The 9,773-nt window shown below is 75.3% G+C and carries 7 protein-coding genes; 3 read left to right on the top strand and 4 right to left on the bottom strand.

Translation table 11 applies throughout. The features are described 5' to 3' along the window. Window positions 1–130: 130 nt before the first annotated feature. The 3 genes from ACI798_RS23065 to ACI798_RS23055 form a co-directional block, all read right to left on the bottom strand. Window positions 131–1,453, bottom strand: coding sequence for an ABC1 kinase family protein (locus ACI798_RS23065; RefSeq protein ID WP_456941002.1), 1,323 nt, complete (start codon window positions 1,451–1,453; stop codon window positions 131–133). 54 nt (window positions 1,454–1,507) lie between these two features. Then, on the bottom strand, window positions 1,508–2,557 hold the full coding sequence (locus ACI798_RS23060) for a ThiF family adenylyltransferase (RefSeq protein WP_457049051.1): 1,050 nt from the start codon (window positions 2,555–2,557) through the stop codon (window positions 1,508–1,510). Window positions 2,558–2,666: 109 nt separating this feature from the next. After that, on the bottom strand, window positions 2,667–2,819 hold the full coding sequence (locus ACI798_RS23055; RefSeq protein ID WP_176449798.1) for a DUF5679 domain-containing protein: 153 nt from the start codon (window positions 2,817–2,819) through the stop codon (window positions 2,667–2,669). 365 nt (window positions 2,820–3,184) lie between these two features. Here ACI798_RS23055 and ACI798_RS23050 point away from each other — a divergent pair, with 365 nt between their 5' ends. Then, window positions 3,185–3,766, top strand: a complete 582-nt coding sequence (locus tag ACI798_RS23050; RefSeq protein ID WP_456941004.1) for a M48 metallopeptidase family protein — start codon at window positions 3,185–3,187, stop codon at window positions 3,764–3,766. A 169-nt stretch (window positions 3,767–3,935) separates the two neighbouring features. Here ACI798_RS23050 and ACI798_RS23045 read toward each other — a convergent pair whose 3' ends face one another. Then, complete coding sequence (locus tag ACI798_RS23045; protein ID WP_456941005.1) at window positions 3,936–5,336, bottom strand: zinc-dependent metalloprotease; 1,401 nt, start codon at window positions 5,334–5,336, stop codon at window positions 3,936–3,938. Window positions 5,337–5,439: 103 nt separating this feature from the next. On the opposite strand from ACI798_RS23045, the gene ACI798_RS23040 reads away from it, so the two are divergent. Together ACI798_RS23040 and ACI798_RS23035 are read left to right on the top strand one after the other, a co-directional pair. Next, window positions 5,440–6,465, top strand: a complete 1,026-nt coding sequence (locus ACI798_RS23040) for a YlbL family protein (RefSeq protein ID WP_456941006.1) — start codon at window positions 5,440–5,442, stop codon at window positions 6,463–6,465. A gap of 233 nt (window positions 6,466–6,698) precedes the next feature. Beyond that, the gene (locus ACI798_RS23035; protein ID WP_456941009.1) at window positions 6,699–9,668 is read left to right on the top strand and encodes a UPF0182 family membrane protein; all 2,970 of its coding nucleotides are present in this window, start codon (window positions 6,699–6,701) and stop codon (window positions 9,666–9,668) included. Window positions 9,669–9,773 lie beyond the last annotated feature (105 nt).

Below are 9,773 nucleotides of genomic sequence, written 5' to 3'. Positions count from 1 at the left end.
CCCCCCCCCCCCCCCCCCCCCCCCCCCCCCCCCCCCCCCCCCCCCCCCCCCCCCCCCCCCCCCCCCCCCCCCCCCCCCCCCCCCCCCCCCCCCCCCCGGCCTCTCGTCGTCCCGGGCCGGTGGGGCCCGCTCAGGCCTTGAAGCCGGGCAGCCACTCCTCGATGACGCCGCGGTAGTCGGCGGCGGCGTCGAGCTGGCACAGCACGCCGATGGAGCCGATCGTCACCCGGTGGATGAGCAGGTAGGCCGGCGGCAGGTTGAGCTGGCGGCCGAGCTTGCTGGCCTCGGTGCGGGGGTCGGCGAGGCGCGCGGCCTGCTCCTGCATCCACGCCCGGGTGAACCGGAAGCCCGGGCTCTCGACCGGCTCCAGCATCGGCCGCAGGTAGTCGAGCACGCCCTGGGCGTCGACCTCGATGCCCGGCCGCACGAACCCCTCGGCGCGCAGGTCGGTCAGCACCTCCTCGGCGCGGCCCTCCAGCGCCCAGCGGACCAGGCGGCCGATCGGCTCGGGCAGCCCGTCGGGGAGCCGGGCGGTGGCGCCGAAGTCGATGACGCCGAGCCGGTCGCCCTCGACGAGCCGGAAGTTGCCCGGGTGCGGGTCGGCGTGCAGCAGCCCGGCCCGCTGCGGGGCGGAGAAGTGCAGCACGGCCATGAGGTGACCGGCGCGGTCACGCTGCTCGCGGGTGCCTTCGGTGATGACCCGCGACAGCGGCAGGCCCTCCAGCCACTCCGAGACGATCACCTTGGGCGCGCTGGCCACCACACGCGGCACGACGATCTCCGGGTCGCCCGCGTAGGCGGCGGCGAACTGCCGCTGCGCGTCGGCCTCCAGCCCGTAGTCGAGCTCCTCGATCACCCGGGCGCGCAGCTCGGCGATCAGCGGCTTGACGTCCATGCCGGGGAACAGCGCGGCGAACAGCCGGGCGAACCGGGACAGCTGGTTGAGGTCGGCCATCAGCGCGGTGGCCGCGCCCGGGTACTGGATCTTCACGGCGACGTCGCGGCCGTCGCGCCAGGTGGCGCGGTGCACCTGGCCGATGCTGGCGGCCGCGGCGGGCTGGTCGTCGAACTCGCGGAAGCGGGTGCGCCACGTGCCGCCGAGCTGCTGGGCGAGCACCGCGTGCACGGTGCGCACCGGCATCGGCGGCGCCTCCTCCTGGAGCTTGACCAGCGCCTCCCGGTAGGGCGCGGCCACCTCCTCGGGGACGGCGGCCTCGAACACCGACAGCGTCTGGCCGAGCTTCATCGCCCCGCCCTTGAGCTGCCCGAGGACGGCGAACAGCTGCTCGGCGGTGCGCTGCTGCAGCTCCGCGGTGACCGCCTCGGAGGACCGTCCCGACAGCCGCTTGCCGATCCCCAGCGTGGCGCGGCCGGCCGCACCCAGGGGGAGCGAGGCCAGCCGCGCGGTGCGCGAGATCGAGCCCCTCGGGATCCCCCGTGCGTCGTCGGTCACCGTGCCATTGTCCCCGACGCGGAGCCCGGGCCGCTGACGGAGCCGTGGTGATCGTCACCCGGAGGGGCGGACGTCCCTGCCGCACCCGCAGGACGGGTGCGGCGGCCAGCGGCGCAGCCGCGGGACGAGTCCCGGGGGCGCCAGCTCCACCGTGCCCGCCAGCGCCGCCGGGCTGCCGCTGCCGTCGAGGTAGGCCAGCGCCGTCTGCGCCGCGGCCAGCGCGGTCGCCCAGCAGGTGAGGGTGGACCCGCCGGGGACGTCGGCGGCGGTGAGCTGGGCGGCGAGCACCGGCCAGTGCGGGTCGGCGTCACGACGGCGCAGGTCGGCGCACCGCAGGCAGCCGGTGACGCCGGGGACCACCAGTGGCCCGACGACGCCGGTGTCGCCGCGGACGGCGGCCACCAGGTGCGCCACGCCGGCGTCCCGCAGCCCGGCGACCAGCGGGTCGGACGCCGCCCACGGCCGGGCGAGGACGACCAGGTCGGGGACGGCGCCCGGCGGCAGCGGGCGCAGGTCGGTGAGCGGGCTGGCGCGGCGGACGGCGTCCGCGGCGGCGAGCGAGCGGGCCCGCCCCTCGTCGGCCGCGGTGAGCCCGCCGGCGACCGCGTCCGCCGCGGTCGCGACGCCGCCGTCGCGGACGTCGACGCGGCCCACGCCGCTGGCGGCCAGCAGCGTCGCCACGGGGACGCCGACCCGGGTCGCGCCCTCGACGACGACCGTCGCCGCGCGCCGGGCGTGCCAGCGCACCGCGCCGTCGGGGTCCCGTGCGGCGGGCAGCTCCGCGGCGGTGCGGGCCGCCGCGGCCGGGCCGGCGTCGGAGGCGAGCAGGTCCGCGGCCTCGAGGTCGACCAGCGTGCCGGTGGCCCGCAGGTGCTCGAGCAGGGCGGCGACCGAGCGGGGGTCGAGACCGTCGCCGGCGGCGTCGGCGAGCACGGTCCGCTGGCTGCGCCGGCCGTCGAGGCCGCGCAGCAGGGCGGTCACCGCGGCCGGGGCGGAGCCGACGAGCACGCCGTCGCGCTCGACGCCGCCGACCTGGACGGCGTCGGGGGAGCGGCGCAGCAGCGGCGTGCCCGGGGGGAGCAGGGGGTGGGCGGTGTCGGACACCCGCGCAGGGTGGCAGGACCGGGCCGGCGCCCGCTGCCGTCGTCCACAGGGTCCGGGACGACGACGGCGGCGCCCGCCGTGCGGGACGCCGCCGTCAGGAGGGCAGTGGCTAGGCCTTGCCGAGGATCCGGTTCATCTTGGTGCCGCAGACCGGGCAGGTGCCCTGGGCCATCCGGCGGCCGGACTCGCTGACCTTGACCTCGCCGTCGAAGTCCCGCTTCTCCTTGCACTTCACGCAGTAGCCGTTGTAGCTGTCCGCCACGGTGCCTCCTCGTCGACTGCTCGGCGCCCGTCCGGGCGCCGCCTCCGCGAACGCTACCCGGACGGTCCCGTCCGACCCGTGTGACCGGGGGACCTGTCCCCCGGCGCTGCCCACAGCCTGTGGACAGGGCTGTGGAGACGGTGGGGACCCGGCGGCGTGTCGCTGTGTGCAGCCGGGGGAGGGGCCGGCGTCCACCCGCCCGTCGCCGGCCCGTTCTCCGGCCGTCACCTGCGCGGACGTCGTCCGCCCCGCTGTGGACGGAGCGTCCGGCCGCCGGTGCCGGGTGTCCACCGTCCGTGCGACTCGTACCCGAGCGGGTGGCTCCCCTCCGCGCGTCGTCGGCGGCCGGTGGCTACCGTCCTCCCGTGCCCGGATCGACCTCCGACCCCTCGCACGGCCCCTCGTCCACGGACGGGCCGGTCGAGGTGCGCCGCAGCGCGCGCCGCCGTCGGACGGTGACCGCGTACCGCGAGTCGGGGCGGACGATCGTGCTCATCCCGGCGGCGTTCACGCCGGCCGAGGAGCGGCGCTGGGTGGCCCAGATGGTGGCCAAGCTGCAGACCCGGGAGGAGCGGCGCCGCCGGTCCCTGGGCGGCGACGAGGAGCTCATGAGCCGGGCCCGGGCGCTGTCGGCCGCGCACCTCGACGGCGTGCCGCAGCCGACCAGCGTGCGGTGGGTGGACAACCAGCAGCGCCGCTGGGGCTCGTGCACCCCCGCCGACGGCAGCATCCGGCTGTCGAGCCGGCTGCGGTCGATGCCGGAGTACGTCGTCGACTACGTGCTGGTGCACGAGCTGGCGCACCTGCTCGAGGCCAGCCACGACGCGCGCTTCTGGGCGCTGGTGAGCCGCTACCCGCGGGCCGAGCGGGCCCGCGGCTTCCTCGAGGGCGTCGAGTCCGCGCGGGCCGACGGCGCCGGCGGGGACGACGGCGACCTCGTCGACTGAGTGAGGACCCCCTCGCCCCCCGCCGCTCGCAGGCTCGCGGCAGGACCCGGCGAGGGGGCCGTTCCAGCACGTCACCTGGCTCGCGGCGGAGCCCTGCGCTGAGCCCACCCCGCCGCTCGATCGCGGGAGCCTCCGGCCCCCACTCCTCCCGGCGCCTCGCAGGGCGTCCTCAGCGGGTGGGGGTCTCCCCCTCGCTGTCGGTGTCCCCGCCGTCGGTGTCCCCGCCGTCGCTGTGGCCGTCGGTGTCCCCGGCCGGCTCGGTCAGGGCGCGCAGCTCGTCATCGACGCCCTGGCGGGCGACGAAGTCCAGCGGCTCGTCGAGGTCGTCGGAGGTGGGCAGCAGGTCCGGGTGCGACCAGAGCCGGTCGCGGGCCTCCGTGCCGTGCTGCTGCGCCATGGCGCCCCAGACGGTGGCGGCGTCGCGCAGCCGGCGCGGCCGCAGCTGCAGGCCGACCAGCGTGGCGAAGGTCTGCTCGGCCGGGCCGCCCGAGGCGCGGCGGCGGCGCATCGTCTCCGCCAGCGCCCCGTGCCCGGGCAGCCGCTCGCCGGCCGCGGCCGCGACGACGGCGTCGACCCAGCCCTCGACCAGCGCCAGCAGCGTCTCGAGCCGGCGCAGCGCCATCTGCTGCTCCGGCGTCTCCTCCGGCTCGAGCAGCCCGCTGCCGAGCAGCTCCTGGATGGCCTCCGGATTGGAGGGGTCGAAGCCGCCGCCCATCGAGCCCATCGCGTCGTTGAGCCCGCGCTCGATCGCCTCGCGGTCGATGGTGATGCCGCGGGCGTAGGCGTGGACGGCGTCGTGCAGCTGCTGGCGCAGCCACGGCACGTGCGCGAACAGCCGCAGCGACGCGGCCTCGCGCAGGGCGAGGAACAGGCGGACCTCGTCGGCGGGGCGGTCCAGGCCCTCGGCGAAGGCGGCGACGTTCTGCGGGACGAGCACCGCCGAGCCGGCCGGCGCCAGCGGCAGGCCGACCTCGGTGCCGGTGAGGACCTCGCCGGCGAGCCGCCCGAGGGCCTGCCCGACCTGGGCGCCGAACATCAGGCCGCCCATCCGGCCCATGATCCCGGCCAGCGGGCCGGCCATGGCCATGGCCTCCTGCGGCAGCGCGGAGGTCATGGCGGCCACGACCTTCTCGGCCAGCGGGTCGATGAGCGCGCCCCACGCCGGCAGCGTCTGCTCGACCCACTCCACCCGGGACCAGGCCAGCGCGCGGTCGGCACCCGACGGCAGGTCGGTGACCTGGTCCAGCCACAGGTCGGCCAGGCGCACCGCCTCGGTGACGGCGGCCCGCTCGGCCTCCGACGTCGGCTGGGTGCCGGTGGCCAGGGAGCTGATCGCGCCCTGCCGGGCGAGGTCCCAGTTGACCGGCCCGCCCGACCAGTTCACGAGCTTCTGCAGCTCGGCGAACAGCGGCATCTTGCCGAGGAGCTCCTCCGGGGTGCCGCCCCCGGCGCCGCCCGGGCCGCCGAACCCGAACAGGGCACCGAAGCCGAACGGGTCACCGGCGCCGGGCTGGTCCCGGCGCTCGGGGTCGCGGTCGGGGAGCCCGAATCCGAACGGCACGTCACTCATGCCCCCACGGTAGACGCGTGATCACACCGCCGGAGCCCGAGCGCGGTCACCGGCGTCCGCTCACGGCGGACGCTGCCAGCCCGAGGTTCTACGCTGGCCGGTCGTGACCCGTCGGATCGCCGTCCTCGCCGTCGGTGTGGTGCTGCTGCTCGTCGCCGGCGTCCTCGGCGCGGCCCTGCCGGTGCCCTACGTCGCCCAGGTGCCCGGCCCGACCTTCAACACCCTCGGCGACATCGACGGCGACCCGGTCATCTCCGTCCGCGGCCGCGACCGCAACGACGTCTCGGGCAACCTCAACCTGACCACCGTCGGCGTCGGCCGGGCGGGCCTGAGCCTGGTGGAGGCGGTCCGCGGCTGGTTCGACGACGAGATCAGCGTCGTGCCCGAGGAGTCGGTGTACCCGCCGGACCAGACCGAGGACGAGATCGAGCAGGCCAACCGGCAGGCCTTCCTCACCTCCGAGGAGGCGGCCGAGGCCGCCGCGCTCGGCCACCTCGGGTACCCGGTGAAGGTCGTCGTCCGCGGGCTCTCCGGCGACGACTCGCCGTCGGACGGGCTGCTCGAGGAGGGCGACGCGATCGAGTCCGTCGACGGGCGGCCGACGCCGGACTCCGACGCGCTGGCCGCCGTCCTCGCCGCCATCCCGGCCGGGACCACCGTGCAGGTCGCCTACACCCGGCTCGGGCAGCCGGGCACGGCCACGGTGACCACGGGCGGGTCCTCCGACCGCGAGGGCTCGGTGCTCGGCGTCGTGGTCGGGGAGCAGCCCTCCGCGCCGTTCGACGTCGACATCGACGTCGCCGACGTCGGCGGCCCGTCGGCGGGCCTGATGCTCACCCTCGGCATCCTCGACCTGGTCGGCGACACCGACCTGACCGAGGGCGCCGTGGTGGCCGGCAGCGGCACGATCGACGCCGACGGCACGGTCGGGGCGATCGGCGGGATCCAGCTGAAGATGGTCGCCGCCCAGGAGATCGGCGCCGAGCTCTTCCTCGTCCCGGCCGACAACTGCCCCGACGCGCTCGGGTCCCCGGCCACCGACCTGACCCTGGCCCGGGTGGCCACCCTCGACGACGCCCTGACCGCCCTCGAGGACGTCCGCGAGGGGCGCACCCCGGCGGGCTGCTGACCGCCGCCCGGCACGGGACGCCCCGCGTGGGGAATGCTGTCGGCCAGCACGGGCTCCCCGGGGAACCCGGTGCCGCGCCGAGCGTTGGTCAGGGGCGACACCGGCCGTTCGTGCGCCAGCCCGGCGCCCGTGCCGACCGGCGCCCCACACGCCCGACCGCACGTGGTCGTCACACCGCGACGGTGCACCCCGGTGCCCGCCGCACCTGCAACTGAAGGAGACCGCTCGTGGCCATGCGGCCCCCCGTGTCCGTGCCGACGCTGTCGCGGCGCGCGAAGGTGGTCATCGGGTCCATCGCCGTGCTGCTGGTGCTGTTCACGGCCATCGGGACGTTGACCAACGTCTACGTCGACTACCTCTGGTTCGACGAGACCGGGTACACCGAGGTCTTCTGGACCGAGCTCCAGACCCGGGCCCTGCTGTTCGCCGTGGCCGGCGTGGCCACCGGCGGGCTCACCGCGCTGGCGATCTACCTGGCCTACCGGTTCCGCCCGGCGTTCCGGCCGATGTCGCTGGAGCAGCAGAACCTGGAGCGCTACCGGCAGTCGCTGGAGCCCCGCCGCACCCTGGTGCTGTCGGCCGTCGCCGTCGTCGTCGGCCTGTTCGCCGGCTTCACCGCGCAGGGCAGCTGGGAGACCTGGCTGACCTTCCGCAACTCGACGCCCTTCGGCCAGACCGACCCGCAGTTCGGCCTGGACCTGTCGTTCTTCGTCTTCGAGTACCCCTTCTACCGGCTGCTGCTGAGCTTCGGCTTCGCCATCGTGCTGCTGGCGCTGATCGGCTCGCTGCTGACCCACTACGTCTTCGGCGGCCTGCGGCTGCAGACGCCGGGGCAGAAGCTCACCGGCGCGGCGATGGTGCAGCTGTCGGTGCTGCTGGGCCTGTTCGTGGCGCTCAAGGCGGTCGCGTACTGGTTCGACCGCTACGGGCTGGTCTACTCCGACCGCGGCGAGCTGTTCAGCGGCGCCAGCTACACCGACGTCAACGCGCTGCTGCCGGCCAAGACGATCCTGGTGTTCGCGGCGGCGTTCTGCGCGCTCGCGTTCCTCGCCAACGTCGTCGTCCGCAACTTCCGGCTGCCGGCCGCCGCGCTGGTCCTGCTGCTGCTGTCCAGCCTGGTGATCGGCGTGGCCTACCCGGCGATCGTGCAGCAGTTCGTCGTCCGCCCGAGCGCCAACGAGCGCGAGGCCGACTACATCGAGCGGGCGATCGCCTCGACCCGCGAGGCCTACGGGCTCACCGACGTCGAGTACACGGACTTCGCGCAGGAGAACACCGGCGAGGACGTGGACACCGACGCCGCGCTGGCCGAGCTGCGCGCCGACGACGCGACGATCCCCAACGCCCGGCTGCTCGACCCCAACGTGCTGGCGGGGACGTTCACCGCGCGACAGCAGATCCGCAACGTGTACGGCTTCCCCGAGAAGCTCGACATCGACCGGTACACGATCGACGGCGAGACCCGCGACTACGTCGTCGCCGTCCGCGAACTCGACAGCGGCAGCCTGTCGGAGAACCAGGACACCTGGATCAACCGGCACACCGTCTACACGCACGGCAACGGTTTCGTCGCCGCGCCGGCCAACCAGGTGGTCACCGGCCAGGAGGGCGGCGAGCCGAACTTCACCAGCCGCGACCTGCCCACCACCGGTGACATCGACGTCGAGCAGGGCCGGATCTACTACGGCGAGCTGATCGACGACTACTCCGTCGTCGGGGCGCCCGAGGGCGCCGACGCCCGCGAGTTCGACCGGCCCGAGGACGGCTCCGAGGGCGAGGTCAACAACACCTACGACGGCGAGGGCGGCGTCGCGATCGGCAGCTTCTTCCGGCAGCTGACGTTCGCCATCTACTACCGCGAGCGCAACTTCCTGCTCTCCGGTGCGGTCAACGACGCCTCGAAGGTGCTCTACGTCCGCGACCCGCGCGAGCGGGTGGAGAAGGCCGCGCCGTTCCTCACCGTCGACGGCGACCCCTACCCGGCGGTCATCGACGGCCGCGTGCAGTGGATCCTCGACGGCTACACGACGTCGGACGCCTACCCGTACTCCGAGCGGATGGAGCTCGGCGAGGCGGCGCAGGACGCGCTCACCGGCCAGGGGACCGCGGCGCTGCCGAACGAGCAGTTCAACTACATCCGCAACTCGGTCAAGGCCACCGTGGACGCCTACGACGGCACCGTCCGGCTCTACGAGTGGGACGAGGACGACCCGGTGCTGAAGGCCTACATGGCCGCGTTCCCGGGCGTGATCGAGGAGCGGTCGGAGATGAGCGACGAGCTCATCGGCCACGTCCGCTACCCGGAGGACCTGTTCAAGCTGCAGCGGGACGTCCTCACCCGCTACCACGTGAGCGACCCGGGCGACTTCTACAGCCAGAACGACCGCTGGGCGGTGCCGGCCGACCCGACGCAGGACACGCAGACCGAGGAGGCGCAGCCGCCGTACTACATCCTCGCCGCGCGACCGGGTGAGCCCGATCCGACGTTCCAGCTGACCAGCGCGCTGAACGCCTTCCGCAGGCAGAACCTCTCGGCGTTCATCTCCGCCTCCAGCGACCCGGACACCTACGGCGCGATCCAGGTGCTCCGGCTGCCCGGCAACACGCCCTTCCGCGGGCCGCAGCAGGTGCAGCAGTCGTTCAACACCAACGACGAGGTCGCCCGGGACCTGACGCTGTTCAACAGCGAGGACTCGCAGGCGGTGTTCGGGAACCTGCTGACGCTGCCCATCGGGGAGAACGGCCTGCTCTACGTGCAGCCGCTGTACGTGGAGGGGACCGGGCAGAACTCCTTCCCGCTGCTGCGCAAGGTGCTGGTCAACTACGGCGGGCGGGTCGGCTACGCCGACACCCTCTCCGACGCGCTGGACCAGGTCTTCGGGGCCGGGGCGGGGGACACCGCGACCGACTCCGACGACGCCGGGACCACCCCGGACACCGAGGAGCCGACGCCGGCCGAGCCGACCACGCCGGCCGAACCCACCACGCCCGCGGAGCCGACCACCCCGCCGGCCGACGGGTCGGACGCGGCGCTGGACCAGGCGGTCGCCGACCTCGACGCGGCGCTGCAGCGGCTGGCCGACGCCCAGCGCAGCGGCGACTTCGCCGCGCAGGGCCAGGCACTGGCCGACCTGCAGCGGGCGGTCGAGGCCTACGAGGCGGCCCAGGGCGCGGCCGCGGCGCCCGCCTCGCCGACCGGCTGAGCACCGCGGGGGGGGGGGGGGCCGGGCCCCCTCCCCCCCCCCCCCCCCCCCCCAAAAAACCCATAAAAACCACGCGGGGTGCCGCGTCTGCGGAGCAAAACCGCG

Source organism: Geodermatophilus sp. SYSU D01045 (genome assembly GCF_054050295.1).
This window is presented reverse-complemented; position numbering and strand designations above follow the sequence as displayed.